Source organism: Micromonospora sp. NPDC049801, assembly GCF_040656575.1.
In the GTDB taxonomy this organism is placed as follows: domain Bacteria; phylum Actinomycetota; class Actinomycetes; order Mycobacteriales; family Micromonosporaceae; genus Micromonospora.
This window is the reverse complement of the sequence record NZ_JBFAMS010000012.1, coordinates 228,526-247,845: the sequence shown is the minus strand read 5'-3', so window position 1 is coordinate 247,845 and position 19,320 is coordinate 228,526. Positions and strand designations below refer to the sequence as shown.

Sequence of the window (19,320 nt, the reverse complement as noted above, 5' to 3'; positions counted from 1 at the left end):
TCGTGTGAGTCGCCGCGCCCGCGCCGCGCGCCCCCCCCCTCAGCACACCCCCCCCCCCACCCGCGCGGGGGGCGGCCCACGCCGCACCCCCCGCCCCCCCCCCCGCCGTCGGTGCCGGCACCGGTCAGCGCGCGCTGCAAGCCGGGCAGCGCGGCCTCGTTGATGGTGGCGATGGCCGTGACGTCGGGATGCGTCACGAGCAGCTGTTCCACGCACGCCTCGCCGGAGGCCGTGTCGTCGCCGCAGCAGACCTCCACGCCGGTCAGCCCCCGGTCCGCCGCCGCCCGGAAACCGGTGAGCGCCCGATGGCTGGGGCCGTAGCCCGCGGCGACCAACTCGGCGGAACGGTTGACCAGGGCCACGTGCCGGTGCCCCAGATCGGCCAGGTGGCGCACGCAGCGGGCGATCAGCCCGGAATAGTCGATGTCGATCCAGCTCATGTCGTGCGGTTCGGCGATCCGCCCGATCGTGACGAACGGCAGACCGGTCTTGGTCAGGCGGGTCACCCGGTCGTCCTCCAAGGGGATCTCCATCAGGACCACACCGTCCACCCGGCGCCCGGTGACGATCCGCGGGTGTGGATCTTAACGGTGTTTCCGGCCTAACCTGCCGGGCGATGTGCCTGGTGAGGACGGTGCCGTGATGACCGTACGCCGACACTGCTGGCCGGGACACGCGACGAATACGACCGGTCACGAATACGTGCGTTGCACCAATCAGCGAAGCCCTGACCCAGCGGGCGGTCACCCGGATGGGGTGGGCGGACCCGACGATCGCGGCCGAAGCCGTGCGCGCGATTCATGCCGGTGTCGTGGGGACCCTGCGGCCAGGGCGGACCCTGCTCACCGACGTCCACTGGCCCCACACCCCAGTCACGGCCACAGCGCTGCCGAAGATCCGTGACCGGCTGACCGCGCTGCTTACCGGACCAGACCACATGGACCTGCTGAAGGTCCGCCAGAGGCAGGACATCGCGGCGAGCTTGCAGGGTGGGCGGCTCTTCGCCGTTGACGACGAGTTCACCGACCTCGCCTGTACCGCCGCCACGGACCTCCCGGCGACCGTCCTCGACGTCGAAGACCTCCCCGCACCCCATGGGCTGCTCCTGTGGGCCAATCCGGTCGCCTGGGATGTCTGCGCCGCATCGTGGGCCAGCACTGATGAAGGGATTCGGATCGTCTCCTACCGCGGTGTCGGTGGCTCGGCCGGCGTCGCCGATGGGTTGGCGGTGCAGGCGCTGCGGGAGCAGGTCGGCTGGCTCATCCCCGTCAGCCACCGCCTCGTCGTCCACGGCGAGGCGATCACACGTGTTGACGGTGCTCTCGCGGTGCTGGCCGCGACGTGGCTGCTCATCGCGCAGCGCACCGGCGAAACCGTCTCCGTCGCGGCGGACCGGTCGATCCGTAAGGCGTACGTACGGACCCGGCGGCCCGCACCGGAGGTCCGGCTGGTCCGCATCCGCGGCCGGCAGGCCACCGGCCCGCGGGAGACCAGGCCGGGTGAGGCGCGGGAGCCGCAGGCGCAGCGGCGGTGGATCAGCGGCTACTGGCGCTCCCAGCCCCACGGTCCCGGGCGGGCGCTGCGAAAGGACGTCTACGTCTTCGCCTACCTCCGCGGCCCCGCTGACGCGCCTATCGCGGCGAGCACCACTGTCCGGGTCCTCGCCGGTGAGCGGCGACGCCCGAAGCCGCAGTAGAGCGGCGTCCCCTGCCGTGGTCCGGTCGACCACAGCCGGTCTCGTTTTCTACCCGTACTCGATCAAGGAGTTTGTCGTGTCTCATGTCCCCACCTTCACGGTACGGTCGCAGGCGGAGCTGCTGGGCCTGGTGCCCTACCTGCTGGGCTACCACCCCGAGCAGAGTCTCGTCGCGCTGTTCTTGAAGGCCGACCGGAGAGTCGCCGTCGCGGCCCGGGTCGACCTCGCCGCCCCGATGGCGCAGGTCGTTGAGGCCTTCCTCGACGTCGCCGATCGGACGGCGGCGCAGACCCTCGTCCTCGTCGGCTACGGCAACCGGGACGTCGCACCGAAAGTCACGGCGGCGGGTGACGCCCTGGCCGCGCACCTCACCGTCAGCCAGACGCTCCTGGTGATCACTGACCGTTACTTCTGCCTCGACTGCCCCTGCGACGCCACAGAGGGTGTCAGCTTCGACGCGAAGGCGACCGCGACCGCCGCCCAGTCGACCGTCGAGGGCCTCGTCGCGTTACCGAATCGCGACGCCCTGCTCGCGCTCACCGATCCCGACCCGGCACAACAGGCCGCCGTCGCTGCGGCCATCGCCGCCCTTCAGCCCGCCCCCGACGGGCCGGCGGCGCTGCGAGCGCTGCTCGACCGGGCCCGGAACAGCCACCGCCTCACCGTCGAGCAAGCCGCCCGCATGGCGATCCTGCTGACCGATCAGCAGAACCGAGACACGGTACGGCGGGCCACGTCGGGGGTGATGTGGGAGCGGGATCTGTGGCTGGACCTGACCCGCCGCGTCCCCGGCGAGTACGTCACCGCTCCGGCAGGTCTCGCCGCCTGGTGCGCGTGGCGACTCGGCGACGAAACCCTCGCTCTCGCCGCGGCCCGACGGGCACTCATCGTCGACCCGCAGGACCGGATAAGCCGCATCGTGGCGCTCGCCGCCGGCAGGCACATTCCCGCCCGCGACCTGGCCTTCCTCGGAACCTGCGACTTCGACGCCGCGCGCGCCGAGTGACGCGTTCCCCGTCGCGCCTCCGCACAGCCAGCCCTCCGGGCCGAAGCAACCATGCCCCGACCTTGATCCATCCCGCCCGCACCACTGCCTCTGGAGTACCTCGTGACGCCGCAAGCTGCCCTGACCAACACCGGCCTGATGCAGCGCCATCGCACCCCGACAGTCGCCGACGACGGGGATCTGCGTTCGCACCACACGACGAACGGACAGCAACACCCGGACACAGCGATCGTCGACGCGCTCACCGCATTCCTCAACCGTGAGGCCGAGCCATCCGGCGCAGACGCGTTGGGACTGATGAGCAGCCTCATCGACAGCAGCGGCCGGCCGCTGCTGGACGAAACCTGGAACGTCACCGCCGTGGTCAGCGAGGACCGATACGGCGTCCCGACCGCCACGATCACCGCCGGACCCGTCACCATCGCCGTCACCCCGGTCCCCGGCACCGCTGCGCCGCTCAGCGTCGCGATCGCAACGGAAAACGGCGAGTACGTCAGCCTCGACCTCACGGTCAACCAGCACCCCGTCCACCATCCCGCCGTCCTGGTGCCATCCCCGGCCTCGACAGATCCGCCGGGCCCGAACCGCGCCCATGACCACCAGAGGAACCTCCGATGACCACCCCGACCCAAGCCCAGGGGCCGACCGCCGCACCAGCCACCCAACCGCCCCCACCGCAGGACCTGCGATCCGAGCCCGTCCTCAACGTGGCCCTTCGTTACGCCACCGCCGGTATCCCCGTGATGCCCCTGCACACTCCCCAGCGTGCTGGTGGCTGCAGCTGCCGGCGGGCACCCGCCTGCCCGTCACCCGGCAAACACCCTCGGCTGCGGCACGGGCTGCGAGATGCCTCCACCGACCCCGCTCTCGTACGGCAATGGTGGACGAGGTGGCCCGATGCGAACATCGGCCTCGCCACCGGCACCCTGCTCGACGTCTGCGACATCGACACCGCAGACGGACTCCGAACGGTCACGACCATCCTCGACAACACCCACCCGACAGGGCCCGTCGTACGAACCGGATCCGGGTGGCATCTCTGGTTCGCCGCGACCGGGCACGCCAACCGCGTCGGCGTGGTGCCCGGGGTGGACTGGCGTGGACGCGGTGGACTCGTCGTCGCACCGCCGTCGCTGCACACCACCGGCCGCCGGTACACCTTCACCCAACAGTTCGACCGTGTCCTGCCAGACTGCCCACCAGCCCTACGGCGACTGCTGTCACCACCGCCGGCCCCGGTGCCCGAACCGGCTACGGCTATCCCAGGTCGGATCGACGACCCCGGCCGGTACGGGCTTGCCGCCCTCAACGGCGAGATCGGCAGAGTCCTCACCGCACCCCGACCGGTAATCCGCGGCGGACAGCGGATCATCGCTGGCGGCCGGAACACGGCCCTGCACCTCGCGGCATTCCGTCTCGGACAACTCGCCGCCCACGACGGGCTAGACGCACAGGTGGTGTGGCCCCGGCTCGCGGAAGCCGCGCACACCGTCGGTCTCTCGGCGGCTGAGGCTCGCGCGACGATCGCCTCCGGCTGGCGAGCCGGACTACGCCGTCCCCGGGCAGTAACCCGGGAACGACAACCGCGCAGTGGCGGTACGAGCCCTCACCCAGGCCGTCGCCTTCGTCTTGCTGTCACCAGTCGTCCTTCGACATGAAGTCGTAGCCGCCGCCGTCGATCGTGTCCTCCATCGCCCGGACGATCTCGTCGTCGCTCAACTCGGTCGCCGAGCTTCGGGCAGGCGGCGCCTCGGTACGCCGGGCCGCAGCGCGAGCAGCGTCGCTCTGCGACTGTCGACGACGGCGCTCCTCCTCCGGCAGTCCCGCCCAGCGCGTCACCTGGGCACGGGCGGCGTCGCTCTGACCCTGCCGGCTGCGCCGCTCCTGCTCAGGCACATCCACGTGCGGTACGGCCGTCGACGGAGTTGCGCCATGTTCGTGCCGCGCGCGATCCGCGGCGCTCTGCGCCAGACGGCGGTCTCGCTCAGCCGGGGGTAGCTTCGCCCACCGAGGACGCACCTCACTCATCACCAAATCGTGACCGAACCAACACGACCAGTCCAGCACCCAGCGCCTACCAGTTGTTGAGTTCAACCACCCCGCCGCCGTATGTCATTGGGGCGTCTGACTCGGCGCCCCGTGGACAGCAGCCAGACGCGGATGGTCTGCTCGCAGTCAGCATCTCGCCCGGAACAAGCGACCTGGCCACGACACGTTTGGACGGCGTTGGCGGGCGCAGAACGCCCCGCACATCGTTTGGCTCCGTCTAAGCGTGCCGCTAGCGCCCGAGCTCGGCGGCCGGCGAGGTCGGTACGACGTCCGGGCCTCGGTCGTCACGGATGAGGCGCACTGGCGGTGCTGGTGTCCCGGGTGGCGGCCGGGTGTCCGCTGCTGAGGGACCCAAAGGTCAGCCCACCCGGGCCGGGGCCGCTAAGCCCCCTTCCAAAACATCTTGGCCCCTTGTCTCGCTCCGCTCGACGCCAAGATCTTTTGGCCGGTTGCTTGCAGCCCCGGCCCCAGGGCGGGCTCTGACCGGCCCCGTCAGCGCGGCACCCCGGCGCCCCGGTCACCCGACCGGCCCGCCCGCCGCACACCAAGCGACAGGGAGCACGGTCATGCTGTTCAACCTCACCTTCGAAGGCAACCTCGCCGACGAGCCCGAGCTGCGCGTCACCCCCTCCGGCAAGGCCGTCTGCAAGCTGCGGGTCGGCCACAACACCCGCCGCCGTAGCAACGGCGGTGAGTGGACCAACGGGCCGACGATGTGGGTCACCGTCACCTGCTGGGAGAGCCTCGCCGAACGGTGCGCCGAGCACCTGCGCAAGGGCGACACGGTCATCGTCGAGGCCCGCGACGACCTCTCCGTCTGGGCCTACCAGTCACCCAACAGCGACAAGCCGGCCGGGCAGTTGCAGGTCACCGCCGGCAACGTCGCGGTCTCGATGCGGTTCGCCGGCGCCCAGTCCGCCCGCACCGCCAAGGCCGAGCAGGTCGAGGACCCCTGGAACGCCGACGACCGCCAGCTTGAGCCCGCCTTCTAGCCCTCACCGCAGGCGGGGCCGGCCGCGCCGGCCGGCCCCGCCCATCACCCCTCACCCGACCTGACTGTCTGGAGCGTCGTCATGTCCCTGTTCACCTGCATCGTCGAGGGCCGGCTCACCGCCTCCCCGCAGACCGGCCACACCCGCGACGGCCGCGAGTACGTCCAGTTCCCGATCGTGCACCGCGACCGTTACCGCGACCACAGCGGCAAGTGGGTCGACACCCGCGCCATGTTCTTCGAGGTCATGTGCTGGGGCGACCTCGCCGCCCGGGCCCGCAACCTGACCCGCGGCGACCAGGTCCTCGTCGAAGCCGGCCAACTCCTGCCCTACCTCAACGACTCCGACATGCCCAGCCTCAAAGTCCAGGCCCGCAACCTGTCGGTCTCCATGCGGTTCACCGACGCACACGCCGGCACTGCGGTCAAGGCCCGCCGCGGCGACATCGTCACCACCCCCGACGGCGAGCAGTACGCCGCACACCTCTACCCCGAGGTCACCACCGACCCACAGCTCCTGCACCGCTGACCACCACACCGGGCGGGCCGCTGACCACGGCCCGCCCGTGGCCCAGTCCATCCGCCAGTTCGAACACCGAGACCCCCGCCCGACGCCCCGGAGAACCCGTGAAGACTCCCCCAGCCGGCCACCACCTTGCCGACGCGTACCGGGACCTGGTCCGCGGCTGCGCAGCGATCACCCAAGTCGTCCACGCCGCCCACCCCGAGCCGGGAGCCTGCCTGCCCCTGCCCGCGATCAGCCTCCCGCAGGACGCCGACGACGTACGCCGCCAAATCGACATGCTCACCGGCAACCTCTTCGACGAGCACGCCCAAGCCGTGAACCAGCAGTGGCTCACCGCCACCCGAACCTGCACCCACCTGACGGCAGACAACGTCATCGCCATCAAGGAGCTCTACTACGGCTGGTACCAACTCCTCGGCGCCCTCAACGCCCGCCTGCAGGGCCAGCCCGGTCTCGGCGATGTCGGAAAGCGCACCGCCAACCTCGCCTACACGCTGGTGACCTACCTCCGCGCCTACCCCACCGCACCGGTCAAGCATCTGCGCCTACGGCTCACCGGGCGACGGGCCCGCCCGTAGGAGAGGTTGCGCATCGCCACTCCGCCCTGACCCGCTTGGGTCTCGCCGGTGTCCGTGGTGCGCGCTGGCCAGTCCCCAGTGGTGACCGACCCGGCCACGTCCGGCAAGCGCCGACCCCAACATCTTGGCCGGCTCGCTGCGCTCCCCGGACCGCTGCGCTCCCAAGATCTCGCGGCCTTCCCGCTTGCCCGCCGCCGGCCGCGGCCGGTCCCTCACCGGCCTGTCAGCGCGGCACCCCGGGCCCACCCGGGCAGCAGCGCACCAACCCGAACCGTCAGGAGGACCCACTCATGAGCACCACCGCCACTCCCACTGCCCCGCAGCACCACTCCCCCACCACGGCGTCCGTCCGCCGCCGGCTCGTGCTGGTCGGGCAGAAGGACGCCTACGACCCGTACAGCGCCGCCGACGCCGCCGAGTACCGAACCGTCCTGCGCTACGGCGACCGCTGACACGCCACGCGCGGCGGGGCCGGACTGTCGAGTCCGGCCCCGCCGCGCCATCACGGCCCGCTGCCCACCGCGCTCGCTGCGCCGTGCTGGAGGCCGCGCCCGACCTCATGCCGTCGAAAATGCCGGCTCCTCCTGCATGGGCATCTCCTTGGGCTCATCGACGAGGGCCGGCTGGTCGCCCACGGGGGTCGGTTGGTCGCTGGCGCGGGCGAGGGCGGCGCGCACCCCGGCGACAGGAAGCTCGATCATGGCCGCGATCTCCACGACCGGCTCACCAAGTTCCCGAAGCCGGGCGACCGCCGCATCGGCTTCCCGGGCCAGCACTCCTGCCCTGCTCTGTCCGGCAGCGAGGATCCGCTGAGCCCGAAGGGTCGCCTCGTCCCGCACCTGACCCGCGCGTGTCACCCGGTCGAAGTAGACCCGCACCGCCTCCGTCACGCTCGCCTCGTGCGCCGCGAGCCTCGCGACCCGTGCCGCCCGAACCTCCGACGCCTTCCGCGCCGCCATCCGATTAACACCTGCACCAGAATTTCGCTTAGCCATGTCGGAACCCTAGCCATGAGCACCCATTACCAACAAGACCGAGTCGCAATTTCAAGCCACGTCAATCCAACCACAAACAACCGAAAAGAATAGCCGCCTAAACCCCCACACAACACCGTCTCTGCCAGCGCAAACGTGGATCCACAGCTTCAAAAGAGAACGCCGACACACCTCTTGCAGATGCTCTTGCCACGGGTCGCCTGCGGCGGGTACCGTCCCCTCTCCCACTCAAATAACCGGCGCAAAACAATCGCGCCAACAAAGGCGGGTGAAGGCGAGTTCGACGCAAGGGAAGGGGTGCGGTCGCCCAGTGATGACGTTGCACAAGCTGTCGGTCGGCGACGGCTACACCTACCTCACCCGGCACGTCGTCGGCGGAGACCGCGACCGGCTTCCCGGGCAGGACGCGACCGACTACTACACCGCCCCCGGCAACCCTCCCGGCCGGTGGGGCGGCCGAGGTCTGGCCCCGCTCGGCCTGGCCGGGCAGGTGTCCGAGGAGCAGATGCGGCACCTGTTTGGCCAGGGGATGCACCCCGACGCTGACGCCATCATCGCCCGACATCTCGCTACCCGGGTTCGACCCGGCATGGACGACGAGGAGGTCGAGCGGCTCACGCAGGAGGCGATCCGCCAGGCCACCCTCGGGCGCCGTTTCCCCGTCTACGCGACCCTGCAGGACTTCGACACCCGTGTCGATCAGCGGCTCGACGTGGTGCGCGCCGAGACGGGCCGGGAGCCGACACAGTCCGAGACGGGCAAGGTACGCGCCGAGGAGGCCCGCCGGGCCCGGGGTGCCGTCGCCGGCTACGACCTCGTCTTCACCCCCGTGAAGAGCCTCGTCCTGCTGTGGGCCCTCGACGAACGCGAGTGGGTCCGCGACACGGTGAAGGCGATCCACGAGCAGGCCCGCGACTCCGCACTGGAGCTGTTGGAGAAGCACGCGGCGTTCACACGCAGCGGCGATACCGGGCAGGCGCAGCTGGACACCCGCGGCCTGGTCTACGCCATGTTCGACCACTACGACTCCCGCGACGGCGACCCGAACCTGCACACCCACGTCGCGATCAGCAACAAGATCCAGGGAGCGGATGGGAAGTGGCGCAGCCTCGACGGCGGCCCGTTGCACCGCGTCGCGGTCGCCGCGTCCGAGCACTACAACTCCACCATCGAAACCCTCGCCATCCAACACCTCGGGGTCCAGTTCGCGGTCCGCCCTGACACCGTGGGCAAGCGGCATCCGGTCCGTGAGGTCGCCGGTGTTCCGCGCGACGTGATCGGGACGTTCTCATCGCGGCGGTCGCAGATCGAGGCCCGCTACGAGCAGTTGGTCGTCGACTTCCGTCGCGCCCACGGCCGCGACCCCGACAACCAGGCCGCGTTCCGCCTCGCGGGCCAGGCCAACCTCGACACCCGCGGCCCCAAACCCGCTCCCCGTTCCCTCGCCGCGCTGCGCGAGGAATGGACGGCCCGACTGCACGCCGAACACGGCCAATCGGCCGCGCGATCCCTTGCCCAGGTCGTCACCGCCACCGGCCCCGCCCACAGACACGAGATGGTTTCCACAACGTTATCCACAGACCAGATCGGGGCCCTTGCAGCTCTGGCGGTGCGACGGGCAGAGGGATCCCGGTCGACGTGGACGGTGTGGAACCTGCGTGCCGAAACCGACCGGCTGCTGCGCGAACCACCCACCACCGTCGCCCCTCGCGGGCTGCGCTTTACCGATCAGCACGATCGCGCGGAGGTGCTGCAGCAGGTCGTCCACCAGGCCGTCACCGCGCTCTGCGTACCCGTAACGGCCGAGCCGGATCTGGTCGAGCCCGCCGGGCTGCGCCGCAAGGATGGAACGTCAGTGTTCGTGCAGCACGGCACCGCCCGCTACACCAGCCAGGCGATCCTCGACGCGGAACAACGCCTCCTCGACGCCGCCCGCACCCCCACCGTCCTGGGCTACGCGGCCCCCGCCGTGCAGGCGATGCTCGATAGTTACGAGGCCACCACCGGCACCACGCTCGATGCCGGGCAGCGGGCCATGGTCGTCGCGTTCGCCACCGACGCGCGGCTGATCGCCGTCGGGCTCGGCCCCGCTGGCGCCGGAAAGACCACCACCATGCGCGCGTACCACCACGTCGTCGCCGCCCACGGCCAGCGACTCATCCCCCTGGCCACCTCCGCCGCCGCGTCCGCCGTCCTCAGCGCCGACCTCGGCGTCCCCGCCGAAAACCTGCACAAGTTCGTCCACGAACACACCAACCACCGGCACGCCGACAGCACCTTCCCCACTGGGAAAGACTTCTTCCGGGTACGGCCCGGCGACGTCATCCTCGTCGACGAAGCCGGCCTCGCCGGCACCCACAACCTTGACGCCCTACGCGACATCGCCACACGGCACGGCGCCCTCGTACGCCTGCTCGGAGACCACCGGCAACTCGCCGCCGTCGAGTCCGGCGGCGCACTGCGCCTGCTCGCAACGGAGGCCGGCGCCGTCGAACTCACCGCCCTGCACCGCTTCACCACACCTGCCGAAGCCGACGCCACCCGCCGCCTCCGCGACGGCGACACCACCGCCCTCGACCACTACGAGAGCAGCGGCCGGATCCGTGGCGGCTCCTACGAGGCCATGGTCGAACAGGCCTACACCGCCTGGCACACCGACATGACCGCAGGCTTGACCACCCTCATGTCGTCGTCCACCAGCGCAGGAGTGACCGCCCTGTCCGCCCGCGCCCGCGCCGACCGCGTCGTCGCCGGTCAGGTCGAGCCTGACGGCGTCAACCTGCATGACGGCAACCGCGCTGGCCGCGGAGACTGGATCGTCACCCGCCTCAACAGCCGCACCATGACCAGCAACCGGGGCAAGGACTGGGTCCGCAACGGCGACGCCTGGACCGTCACCCACCGCCGCCCCGACGGGGCCCTCGCCGTCAAACACCAGCAGCATGGCGGCACCCTCACCCTCCCCGCCGCCTATGTCGCCGCGCACGTCGAACTGCTCTACGCCACCACGGTCCACCGCGCCCAGGGCGCCACCGTCGACACCGCCCACGCCCTCATCACCGACGACATGGCCCGCGAACACCTTTACGTCGCCGCCACCCGCGCCCGCCAGCACACGACCCTCTACGCCGTCACCCACCGCATCCTGCCCCTCGACGAGGACGCCCGCCTCGACCGCGCCGGCTACGACCCAGGCGCCCGCGCCGCCCGAGAAGTCCTCGAAACCGTCCTCGCCACCGAAGGCGCGCAAACCTCCGCCACCGAAGCCATCACCCACGCCGCCGACCAGGCCCGCAGCCTCGCCACCCTGGTCCCCCGACTGCGCTACGCGACCGAACTCGCCGACAACCAGCGCCTGCACACCCTCGTCTCCGACGCCCTTGGCCCAGACGCCGTCGCGGTGCACCGTGACGCCGCCTGGCCTAGCGTCGTCCGCGCGCTGCGCACCGCCGAGAGCAACGGCTGGGACCTGCCCCAAGTCCTCGCCAGCACCGCCCGCCGCGGCACTCTCGCTGGCGCCGAATCCCCCGCTCAACTTCTCGCCTGGCGCGTCAAGGACCACCTTGACGGCCGCCGCCCGAGCCCCGCCCTGACCCAACCAAGCGTCGACGACACCGCGCGGTACGCCGCTCTCCTCCGACCAATCCTGCGTACCGCCGAGCCCTTCGACCCCATCGACGCGACCCGCCCACCGCGGCTTCTCGCAAGCGAACCCGCCTCACACGACGGCGACCATCGACAGCTGATCGCCACCGTTCTCGGCGACCGAAAGGCCGACCGGGCTGCTGGCGAGCCCGCCTGGCCAGCTCTCACTGCCGCGATCCGCCGCGCCGAACACGCTGGACACGACGCCCTCACCGCCGTCGCCACGGCGGCCCTCGCTCGGCCCCTGCACGACGCTCGGTCCCTCTCCGAAGTCCTCGCCTGGCGACTCAATCAGCACCTCGACTCCACCCCACCACCCGTCGAAGTCGGCACCACCGACGGCTGGCGCACCCTCGCCTGGACCCTCAAGGCCGCCGAAACACAGGGCCACCCCGCTGAACAACTCCTCACCGTTGCCCGTCCCGGCAGCGACCTGGACAGCGTCCGCCACCAACTCCACAGCCTCACCCGCCCCGCCCCCGAGGCCGGGCCGGTTCCCTGGCTTGACGCCGCTTCACGTACCGCCGACACCGCCTTGACGGCCTACCTCGAAGACGCCACCCGGCTCATCCAGGAGCGGGTCAACGAGGTCACCGACCGCGCCCTCACCGAGCAACCCGCCTGGCTCGCCGGGCTTAGGGGCGACGTCACCCAGCCGGACGTGCACACGGCGTGGAGGACCCACGTGGCGACTGTCGCGGCCTACCGCGACCAGTACCAGATCACCGGCGATGACCCCGACCAACCCATCGGCCCTTACGTTCCCCAGCACCACGCCGGGCACCGGGCATACCTCCACGCCGCTGACGCCGTCCTTGCCGCCCGGCACCCGCACACCAGCCCTGCGGACCCCGCCACCGCGAGAATCGCGCGCGACATCTACCTCGCCCTACCCGACGAACAACGGGCACACATCGCCGCCCGAATCGCCGACGACTTGGGCAAAGACTGGCTCGGCCCCCGCCATGGCGACCCGGACAGCATCCTCACCACGCCCACGTACGCAACACGTCTAAACGCTCAACTCATCGCCGAGGGCTACTGCATCTCAGCAGCCACGCCCGAGCCCGCGCGGTCTGCCACATTGCCTGAGCAGCGCGTCGGCATACAGCACACCGCGCCCGAGCCACCTCTTGAACAAGTCCGGAGCCAGCCGGACGTTCAGGTGTCCTGGTAGGGCGAAGATCAAGGCAGGCGTCGCGGTACGCGGGACGCCGGCATTCCGCCTGGTGCGCGGCGCGGACGCCGTACCCGGAGTCCTCGATCGCGACGGCGGCCGACGTCAGATGCCAGCGAGGCGCTGGGCGAGGTCCTCGGGTGTGATGATCTCGATGCCCAGCGCCCGAGCCTTGTCGAGCTTGCTTCCGGCCTTCTCTCCAGCGACGACGAGGTGGGTGCGGGCAGAGACACTTGAGGATGCGCGTCCCCCTGCCTTGGCGATCAGTTCGGTCATCTCGGTTCGGGATAGGTCCGAGAGAGGCCCGGTCATCGCACCGGTTACCACCACGGTCATCCCCGCCAAGGGCAGCTCGCTCTTCGCCTCTTGGGCGGACGCCTCCGCATCGCCCTGAGCATCTGTGAGAGCAGCGGGAACGAAGCCGGGCTGGTCCAGATTTACACCTGCGGCGACGAGCTTGTCGATGACGGGGGCGAGATCGGCCAGTTCCTCGACGATCACTGGGGCCTTCTCGTCGCCGATGCCGTTGACCTGCTCTAGTGAGACGGCGTCGGCGTCTTGAATGGCCTGCATGGAGCCGAAGTGCGCGGCGATGCGCAGCGACATGGAACGGCCGGTGCCCAGGACGCCGAGGGCGCAGAAGACGCGATTGAGGGGCTTGGTCTTGGCCGTCTCGATCGCGGCCAGGAGGTTGTCGGCGCTCTTGGCCCCCATGCGGTCCAGGGTGAGTAGCTGATCGCGGGTGAGGGTAAACAGGTCGGCGAAGTCCTCGATCAGCCCCGTGTCGACGAGTTGCACGATGATCTTCTCGCCGAGGCCGTCGATGTCGAGCGCGTCGCGGGCGACGGCGTACCGGATTGCCTCTTTCTGGCCGCAGGAGCGTCCCCGCGCGCAGCGCCAGCGCTCCTGGCTGCGGTCGATGCCGGAGCCGCAGCGCGGGCAGAGTTCGGGGAAGTCGATGGGCTGCTCGGTGCCGGTGCGCAGGCCGGCGACCGCGCCTTCGACGCGGGGGATGACCTCGCCGGCTCGGTAGACGATGACGTGGTCTCCGAGCATCAGGCCGCGGCGGGTGATGTCGGCCGGGTTGTGCAGCGTGGCGTAGGTGATGGTGGTGCCGGCGACGTCCACGGGGTCGAGGACGGCCCGTGGGGCGATCACACCGGTGCGGCCCACGCTCCACTCCACGGCGCGCAGCACGGTGATCTTCTGGGCGGCCGGGAACTTGAAGGCGGTGGCCCAGTGCGGGGTGCGAGAGCCCATCCCGGCCCGGATCTGGTCGGCAGGGCTGTCGGCCTTGATCACGGCACCGTCGAGTTCGATGTCGAGTCCTGCGCGCAGGGCGCCGATCTCGCGCACCCGGTTCACCACCTGGTCAAGGGTCGCGTAGGCCCGGGTGGCGAGCGGGGTGTCGGCCATCGTCCCCAGCCCGAGATCGGCGAGGCGGGCGATGAGTTCAGTGTGAGTGAGCGCGGCGAGGCCAGGATCGTCGGTGTGCTCGGGGTGGGTCAGCGCGGCGTAGGCCAGGAAGGTCTGCCCGATCCGGTAGGCCCGGTCCTTGGCGCGCAGCGAGCCCGAGGAGGCGTTGCGGCGGTTGGCGAAGGCCGTGGCGCCGTGCGTGATCCGCAGCTCGTTCGCAGCAGCGAACTGCTCCTCGGTCATGAGGACTTCGCCCCGCACTTCGATCGTGACCGGTTCGGTCAGGGTCATGGGCAGGCCGATGATGTCCCCGATCGCGTGGGACACGTCCTCCCCGGTCGACCCGTCGCCGCGGGTAACGAGTTGAACCAGCCGGCCCTCGCGGTAGCGGGCTGCCAAGGCCACACCGTCGAGCTTGGGTTCCACCGCCCAGCCTGCCACCGCGGCGCCGCCCAGCCGCCGCTCCAGCGAGACGGCCCACGCCGTCAGTTCCTCGTCGGAGAAGACGTTGCCCAGGCTGAGCATCGGAACGGGGTGCGCGACGTCGCCCGTTGTCACGCCTGCCGCGACCTGCTGGGACGGGGAGTCGACCGCGATCTGCCCGGAGTGCGCGTCCTCCCACGCGGTGATACCGCGCAGCAGCCGATCGTAGGTCTCGTCGTCCAAGTCTGATTCGCCGGAGCCGTAGTAGGCATCGGCGGCCTTCCGCGCCTGCGCGACGGCTTCAAGGTAGGCGGCCTCGTCAGCGAGGTCGACAGCGGGCGCCGCTGCGGAAGGTGTGGTCATGCTGCCCATTCTGCTGACTGCCCCTGACAGCGTGTCGGTAGCGCTGGTGGGATTCATCCGCGGCGTCGCGTCGGCGCCGACGGGCGGGGTTCTGTCCGCTGCTCCGATAGGCGGGGGCGGCTGAGCGGGGGCGGCCTGTCAGTTCCGGGTCGTGCCGGGGAGAGCCCGAGCGTGCGATAGAACGTGTCGTTCTCGAAGCGCCGGTGCGGGTCGAACGTGTGGAGAGCCTGCCGGAACCGGTGGAAGCCGTCGGTGTTGGAGGCGGGCAGCAGCTCGGGAGTGAAGTACTTGCCCCAGTGCGGCCTACCACCCAGGCCGTAGAGCAGGCGCTGGATGTCGTCGAACAATGGGCGCGCTGCGGTGATCGACTCGGCGGCGCTCATGTAGGACACGAAGCCGAAGTAGGTGGCTGGGGCTGCCTGTGTGGGACTCAGGTGGCCGTGGGCTGGGCCGGTGGTGCGCAGGATGACGGGGTAGTGCAGCTTGTAGGGAGAGTCGCGCAGGAGTTCCTTGAGACCGGCGTACGCCGCAGGGACGACGTCCAGGGCAACGGCGATCTCCATGTTCAGCTGCGGGGCCGGGATGCCGTTCTTGAAGATCCCGTGGAGTGTCCCCGTGGAGCCCGTCGCGCTGAGGAACTTCTCCAGCGTCTGGGCCGCTGGTGTCCGGCCCTGGCCGTCGCCGATGTCGGCCATCAGTTGACGGCGGGTGCGGGTCACGATGCGGTCCAGTTCAGCCCCGGTTTGGGTCTCGCATCCTGTGGGTGTCCAGTTGTCGTCGTGGACGATCCAGGTGTGCGTGACCTGGTGCTCGGTGAACCACCAACTCTTGGCGGCCACGGATTCGCGGTTCCAGGCGGCGTAGCGCTCGGGCAGGCTGTCCTCGGCCACGGTGAAACGGGCGCAGTGCAACTCCTGTGCCGGTCGGCCACGAAGTTCCAGGCCGACGACCACGCCGAGGCACCCGAGGTTGAGCACGGCCGCGTCAAACTCGGCGTCAGCGGGGGTGAGCCGGTGCAGGGTGCCGCTCCCGTCCATGAGCTCGACAGCGGCTACGCAGTCGGAGAAAGTGCCCCCGGACAGCCCCTGTGCGTGGGTGCCGGTGGCGAGCGCGCCGGCGACCGTCTGGCTTGTGATCACGGGCGGGCATGCGGCCGGCTCCAAACCGCGGCGGCCGAAAGCCCGCCACACGTCTTCGAGGAGCGTGTCTCCCGTGACGTACAGGTTCTCGCCACGCAGCTCGCCGGCTCCCCGACCGGGCAGGTCGAGGAGGATGCCGCGAGTTCCGTCTGGGCACCGCAGCTGAGCGGGGTAGGTGAACCTGGATCCGAGGACGCGCACTGTTCCTTCCTCGCGCGTCAGCATCGACTCCAGCTGTTCCAGGGATGTGATGCGCGTCCAACCGCCCTCGGCGGCGATGGCGACGTTGCCGCCCCAGTTGGTGAGAGTCATTGAAGGAGTCCTCAGCTGTCTCGGTCTGTGCTCGGGGCGGAAAGCGCCCGTCGCGCCTGGCGCCGAATGGCTCTACTCGGCCACGCCGTCGTGCCCCCGAAGCGCGGGCCCGCAGTTGACGGTCAGGCGCAGCGCGGGCCCGCAGTTGACGGTCAGGCGCAGCGCGGGCCCGGCGGGGGGCGCGCGCTGCGCCCTGGCACTCCGCCTCTCAGGCGGGGCCGAACATGTGCTGAGTGGGCGGGTGCGGGTGGGGGCATGAGGTGAACCCGGGGCCGAAGCAGCAGGCATGGGCCGTCGTCCAGGTCTCAAGATCGGTGGATGATCGCCCCAGGAGCTGCGCGGCCGTCCGGGTGGCCGGGGCGTCCCCCTCGGTGCCGATGCGGCCCCACAGGCCGAGGACCTGCGCTGCGGCAGGGCGGCGCATCCCGTACTTGGCCAGGCTCGTCACGAAATGCTCGTCTGTCTGCCGCACGAACCTGATCGGCCGCCCGCATGCCTCGCTCAGGGCCGAGGCCCACTGGGCACAGGTCGCCTGCGAGTGGTGGCTCATCAGGGAGCCGCTCAGATCCACCGAGTCGGGAGACAGGATCTTGCGGCAGAACAGATCGGCGGCGTCGTCGCAGCTGATGTAGGAGAACGGGGTGTCCGCGTCGACGGGGAAGGTGAACGACCGCGTCTCGGCGATCGACTGGCACTGGTAGAGAATGTTCTCCAGGAACATGGGCAGCTGGACGACGTCGAACGCGATCCCGGATTGCTCCAGGAGTACTTCCAGCGCTGCTGCTTCGTCGGCCATCGCGCACTGCTCCGGGGCGAACTGGATGCCCAGGCAGACGATCCTCTGCACACCGGCCCTCTGCGCCGCCTGCAGGTACATGCCGCCGATGTCGAGTCGCCGGTCGATGGGAGGCACCATCAGCATGGTCTCCGTGCCGGCCAGCGCTTCGACCAGCGAGGCGGGCTGGGTCGGCTCCCAGTCCCGGAGCTGAACCTCGATGCCGCGCACGGCCCGCCCAGCGATCCGGGCTTCGGGAATGGCCAGGCGTAGCGTCACCTGCTGCGCGTCGGAGGCGAGTCGGCGCAGCGTGTAGTGACCGACCTTGAAGAAGTTCCGGGTCGCCCCGAGCACGGTGACGACCTGCGGCAAGTCCGCCATCACGCACCCCAACTCTCGTTGCTCGTCGTGTCCTTGTACAGGTCCACCGGGTTGACCGTGTTGGCGTGGTAGCCGAGCAGCCGACGGCTCTGGGAGGAGAGATGGCCGGCCGCGGTGGCGGGGTCGCAGGTGTGGTCGTACGGGCGCAGCCACGCTTGCCCGAAGCGGATGATCGCGCTGCGTCGCTCCTGGGTCCGGTTGGGCAGCACGGCATGCCACATGGTGTTGCCGAAGACGACCGCGTCGCCTGGTTCCGCGTGGATGCTCAGGGCGCCTTCGGGAAGCGAGCCCCGGGCGAGGGCGTCGTTCGCCGCCTTCCAGTAAGCGTCGTCCATGTGGTTGGCCGGCCACCGGTGTGAACCGGGAATGAGGACGAGGTTGCCGCTGTCCCTGGGTCGTGTGTCGGTGAAGAACACCTGGGCCTTGAGGTGCAGCGGTCCGTTGAGTTCGTCGTACGGACGCTCCAGGTAGGGCCCGGAGTCGCGGTGCCACGGCTCGTGGGCCTCCTGGTAGATCCCTCGCCGCAGCACCTCAGTGCCCAGGACCTGGAGCGACCCGTTGAGGATCCGATGGGGTACGGACATCAGGGCGCCGCACTCGAAGAGCAGCTGGTACTCGGCGATGAGGTTCGCGGCGTCACGCACGTGGGTCAGGGCCGGGTTCGCGTTGAACGAACTGTGCGTCAGGTCGGGGCCGCGGTCATCGGTAAGCCTGCGGACGGCCGCGTCCAGCGTGCTGACGACGCTGTCCGGAACGGCCTGCTTGAGGAGCACGAAGCCCTGCTCGGTGAACTGGGCGACGACGTCGATCGGTGAAGTGATCATGGTTGGCTGCCTTCTGCCTTGGTCTTGGACGGCTGTGGGGCGTTGAGGGCCGTGCGCAGTCGTTGTGCGACCTCGTGCTTGTGGGCCGGATCGGCCAGCCGAGGGAAGACGACGATCGAATCGCCGTCGTAGCGCGGCACGACGTGGACGTGGAAGTGAAAGACGGTCTGATGGGCGGCCCGACCGGTGGCGTGGACCAGATTGATGCCGGACGCGCCGCACGAGTCCCGCAACGCGTTCGCCACCTGCTTCGCGGTTGCCATGACGTGCTGGAATGGCACTTCCGGGATGTCGAGTAGGTCCTGGAAGTGCTGCTTGGGAACAACGAGGACGTGCCCGTAGGTCGCCGGGAGATGGTCCAGAAAACACAGGGTGTCCGCTGTCTCGGCTATGACGTGCGCTTCCACGTCGCCGGACGCAATGCCGCAGAACACGCAGGAGGACACCGCGTCGCCGATCGAGTCTTGTGCCGGGTATCGAGATAGCCACTGCGGATCGAAGGTCAGTGACATGGCGTACGCGGTCTCCTCGGGAGGCGCTGTGCGCGAGTCGGATGGGCAGCCGGGCGTGGCGACATGGCCAGGAGGGGGCCGATGCTGCGGGTCGATGCTGGCTGGTGAGGCGATGCTCAATTGACACTCCTGACGATCGAGGGGTGGCTTCGCAGGGCGGGGTGGTCGCTGTGGAACGGCGGCGTGCCCGGCCGGGCGGTGCGCTGTCTGAGCACCGTCCGCTCCGGCGGCGCTGCACCTGGGCGGCGCTAGGGGGCACGGCGCACCAGTCGGGTCAGGGATTGGTAGCCGTGATCGGTGAGCACGGCCGTCAGGGAACGCCGGTACGGCACCTGCCGCAGGATTCCGTCGGCCAGCAGCACGTTGAAGGTGTCGCGAACCGTGCCGTCCAGGGCGGTGTCCACCGCTGCGGCCAACTCCCGCACCGTCCACGCACGGGTCGGATCGGCGAGCAGCGCCCTGTAGATACGGCACCGGTTGTCCGCCGCCGCACCTCCACCCGGATGCGTCAC

Annotated in this window: 17 protein-coding genes and 1 pseudogene; 9 read left to right on the top strand and 9 right to left on the bottom strand. The window is 70.2% G+C overall.

Annotated features, from left to right (window positions below):
• A pseudogene (locus AB0I89_RS22345) lies at positions 1-533 on the bottom strand (hypothetical protein); the annotation flags it as partial.
• Between the two features lie 254 nt (positions 534-787).
• Here AB0I89_RS22345 and AB0I89_RS22340 point away from each other — a divergent pair.
• The 4 genes from AB0I89_RS22340 (at position 788) to AB0I89_RS22325 (ending at position 4,360) form a co-directional block, all read left to right on the top strand.
• On the top strand, positions 788-1,696 hold the full coding sequence (locus tag AB0I89_RS22340; protein ID WP_357129851.1) for a hypothetical protein: 909 nt from the start codon (positions 788-790) through the stop codon (positions 1,694-1,696).
• Positions 1,697-1,772: 76 nt separating this feature from the next.
• Positions 1,773-2,702 (top strand): DUF4192 domain-containing protein, encoded by a 930-nt coding sequence (locus AB0I89_RS22335; protein WP_357129848.1) that lies wholly within the window; start codon positions 1,773-1,775, stop codon positions 2,700-2,702.
• 102 nt (positions 2,703-2,804) lie between these two features.
• Positions 2,805-3,320, top strand: coding sequence for a hypothetical protein (locus tag AB0I89_RS22330; protein ID WP_357129845.1), 516 nt, complete (start codon positions 2,805-2,807; stop codon positions 3,318-3,320).
• Complete coding sequence (locus AB0I89_RS22325) at positions 3,317-4,360, top strand: bifunctional DNA primase/polymerase (protein WP_357129842.1); 1,044 nt, start codon at positions 3,317-3,319, stop codon at positions 4,358-4,360. Before AB0I89_RS22330 ends, AB0I89_RS22325 begins: the two co-directional genes overlap by 4 nt.
• On the opposite strand, the gene AB0I89_RS22320 is transcribed toward AB0I89_RS22325, so the two are convergent.
• Positions 4,338-4,598: a hypothetical protein gene (locus AB0I89_RS22320; RefSeq protein ID WP_357129839.1), complete on the bottom strand. Its 261-nt coding sequence runs from the start codon at positions 4,596-4,598 to the stop codon at positions 4,338-4,340. The genes AB0I89_RS22325 and AB0I89_RS22320 overlap by 23 nt on opposite strands.
• A 719-nt stretch (positions 4,599-5,317) precedes the next feature.
• Here AB0I89_RS22320 and AB0I89_RS22315 point away from each other — a divergent pair.
• The 4 genes from AB0I89_RS22315 (at position 5,318) to AB0I89_RS22300 (ending at position 7,298) form a co-directional block, all read left to right on the top strand.
• The gene (locus tag AB0I89_RS22315) at positions 5,318-5,743 is read left to right on the top strand and encodes a single-stranded DNA-binding protein (protein ID WP_357129836.1); all 426 of its coding nucleotides are present in this window, start codon (positions 5,318-5,320) and stop codon (positions 5,741-5,743) included.
• Between the two features lie 81 nt (positions 5,744-5,824).
• Positions 5,825-6,271 carry a single-stranded DNA-binding protein gene (locus tag AB0I89_RS22310; protein WP_357129833.1) on the top strand — a complete coding sequence of 149 codons (447 nt, stop codon included), beginning with the start codon at positions 5,825-5,827 and terminating at the stop codon, positions 6,269-6,271.
• Positions 6,272-6,369: 98 nt separating this feature from the next.
• Positions 6,370-6,846, top strand: a complete 477-nt coding sequence (locus tag AB0I89_RS22305; protein ID WP_357129830.1) for a hypothetical protein — start codon at positions 6,370-6,372, stop codon at positions 6,844-6,846.
• Positions 6,847-7,136: 290 nt separating this feature from the next.
• Positions 7,137-7,298, top strand: a complete 162-nt coding sequence (locus AB0I89_RS22300) for a hypothetical protein (RefSeq protein ID WP_357129827.1) — start codon at positions 7,137-7,139, stop codon at positions 7,296-7,298.
• A gap of 105 nt (positions 7,299-7,403) precedes the next feature.
• On the opposite strand, the gene AB0I89_RS22295 is transcribed toward AB0I89_RS22300, so the two are convergent.
• Positions 7,404-7,805, bottom strand: coding sequence for a hypothetical protein (locus tag AB0I89_RS22295; RefSeq protein ID WP_357129824.1), 402 nt, complete (start codon positions 7,803-7,805; stop codon positions 7,404-7,406).
• A 349-nt stretch (positions 7,806-8,154) separates the two neighbouring features.
• Between AB0I89_RS22295 and mobF the strand changes: the two genes are divergently transcribed.
• Positions 8,155-12,663, top strand: a complete 4,509-nt coding sequence (gene mobF / locus AB0I89_RS22290; protein WP_357129821.1) for a MobF family relaxase — start codon at positions 8,155-8,157, stop codon at positions 12,661-12,663.
• Between the two features lie 105 nt (positions 12,664-12,768).
• Here the strand turns inward: mobF and ligA are convergent, their stop codons facing one another.
• The 6 genes from ligA to AB0I89_RS22260 form a co-directional block, all read right to left on the bottom strand.
• Positions 12,769-14,865, bottom strand: coding sequence for an NAD-dependent DNA ligase LigA (gene ligA, locus AB0I89_RS22285; protein ID WP_357129818.1), 2,097 nt, complete (start codon positions 14,863-14,865; stop codon positions 12,769-12,771).
• A gap of 53 nt (positions 14,866-14,918) precedes the next feature.
• Positions 14,919-16,316 carry a D-arabinono-1,4-lactone oxidase gene (locus tag AB0I89_RS22280; RefSeq protein WP_357129815.1) on the bottom strand — a complete coding sequence of 466 codons (1,398 nt, stop codon included), beginning with the start codon at positions 16,314-16,316 and terminating at the stop codon, positions 14,919-14,921.
• Between the two features lie 208 nt (positions 16,317-16,524).
• The gene (locus AB0I89_RS22275) at positions 16,525-17,472 is read right to left on the bottom strand and encodes a hypothetical protein (protein ID WP_357129813.1); all 948 of its coding nucleotides are present in this window, start codon (positions 17,470-17,472) and stop codon (positions 16,525-16,527) included.
• Positions 17,472-18,296 carry a phytanoyl-CoA dioxygenase family protein gene (locus AB0I89_RS22270; RefSeq protein WP_357129810.1) on the bottom strand — a complete coding sequence of 275 codons (825 nt, stop codon included), beginning with the start codon at positions 18,294-18,296 and terminating at the stop codon, positions 17,472-17,474. The genes AB0I89_RS22275 and AB0I89_RS22270 overlap by 1 nt, the downstream gene beginning before the upstream one ends.
• Positions 18,293-18,808, bottom strand: coding sequence for an HIT family protein (locus AB0I89_RS22265; RefSeq protein ID WP_357129807.1), 516 nt, complete (start codon positions 18,806-18,808; stop codon positions 18,293-18,295). The genes AB0I89_RS22270 and AB0I89_RS22265 overlap by 4 nt, the downstream gene beginning before the upstream one ends.
• Before the next feature lie 248 nt (positions 18,809-19,056).
• Positions 19,057-19,320 (bottom strand): hypothetical protein, encoded by a 264-nt coding sequence (locus tag AB0I89_RS22260; protein WP_357129804.1) that lies wholly within the window; start codon positions 19,318-19,320, stop codon positions 19,057-19,059.

Excerpts from the sequence above, each read along its gene's own strand:
- AB0I89_RS22270 (WP_357129810.1), bottom strand. The coding sequence starts at position 18,296 with ATGATCACTTCACCGATCGACGTCGTCGCCCAGTTCACCGAGCAGGGC.
- AB0I89_RS22295 (WP_357129824.1), bottom strand. The coding sequence starts at position 7,805 with ATGGCGGCGCGGAAGGCGTCGGAGGTTCGGGCGGCACGGGTCGCGAGG.
- AB0I89_RS22325 (WP_357129842.1), top strand. The coding sequence starts at position 3,317 with ATGACCACCCCGACCCAAGCCCAGGGGCCGACCGCCGCACCAGCCACC.
- ligA (WP_357129818.1), bottom strand. The coding sequence starts at position 14,865 with ATGACCACACCTTCCGCAGCGGCGCCCGCTGTCGACCTCGCTGACGAG.
- AB0I89_RS22310 (WP_357129833.1), top strand. The coding sequence starts at position 5,825 with ATGTCCCTGTTCACCTGCATCGTCGAGGGCCGGCTCACCGCCTCCCCG.
- AB0I89_RS22280 (WP_357129815.1), bottom strand. The coding sequence starts at position 16,316 with ATGACTCTCACCAACTGGGGCGGCAACGTCGCCATCGCCGCCGAGGGC.
- AB0I89_RS22300 (WP_357129827.1), top strand. The coding sequence starts at position 7,137 with ATGAGCACCACCGCCACTCCCACTGCCCCGCAGCACCACTCCCCCACC.
- AB0I89_RS22315 (WP_357129836.1), top strand. The coding sequence starts at position 5,318 with ATGCTGTTCAACCTCACCTTCGAAGGCAACCTCGCCGACGAGCCCGAG.
- AB0I89_RS22265 (WP_357129807.1), bottom strand. The coding sequence starts at position 18,808 with ATGTCACTGACCTTCGATCCGCAGTGGCTATCTCGATACCCGGCACAA.
- AB0I89_RS22275 (WP_357129813.1), bottom strand. The coding sequence starts at position 17,472 with ATGGCGGACTTGCCGCAGGTCGTCACCGTGCTCGGGGCGACCCGGAAC.
- mobF (WP_357129821.1), top strand. The coding sequence starts at position 8,155 with ATGACGTTGCACAAGCTGTCGGTCGGCGACGGCTACACCTACCTCACC.